This is a genomic window from Alteromonas sp. 4NH20-0104, from assembly GCF_057547795.1.
On the sequence record NZ_BAAJLP010000077.1, the window covers coordinates 1 to 776 of the forward strand.

Here is a 776-nt window from a genome sequence, read left to right on the forward strand (position 1 = left end):
GTAAGCGTCCGGTGATCCCACTTAGTCTTTAGCAAACAGCCATGGTAGTGTCCACTTCCCCTAAACTGAGACAGACGTAATTGGAGTTTTCTGTAATGATTAATGCAGGAGACGACTATGAAAAAATCACGCTATACAGAATCTCAGATCATCGCAGTATTGAAAGAAGTTGATGCTGGTAGAAAAGTTGAGGAAGTGTGCCGTCAACACGGTATCAGTAGTGCAACCTATTACAATTGGAAATCCAAGTACGGTGGCATGGAAGCGTCTGATGTCAAACGACTGAAAGAGCTTGAAGAAGAAAATGCCAAGCTCAAAAAGATGTTCGCCGACGTTAGCTTAGAAAATAATGCGATTAAGGAGCTTGTCGCAAAAAAGGGTTGGTGACAGCAGAGAAACGAGATTGCGTCAGCATATTGGTCAGGGCTGGACTGAGTATCGCTAAAGCTTGTTTGTTTGTAGGCATTAGCCGCTCCACGTTCTATCGTCCAGAGCGAGACTGGCGCAAAGCCGATGCTGCTGTCATTGATGCTATCAATGCAGAGTTAAAGAAGTCGCCAAGGGCGGGATTCTGGAAGTGTTTTGGCCGGATGCGTTTTAAAGGTTTTCCATTCAACCATAAGCGCGTATACCGCGTGTATTGTCAGATGGGATTGAACTTGAAGCGCAGAACTAAGCGGGTGCTGCCCAAGCGGATTGCACAGCCTTTAGAAGTGCTTGAACAGGCAAACCACCAATGGGCGTTGGATTTTATGCATGACACTTTATATTGCGGC

1 pseudogene is annotated in these 776 nt (G+C 45.9%); it reads left to right on the forward strand.

The annotated features are described in order from the left end of the window. Positions 1-117 precede the first annotated feature (117 nt). Positions 118-776 (forward strand): annotated as a pseudogene (locus tag AC27IB_RS23490) (transposase); the annotation flags it as partial.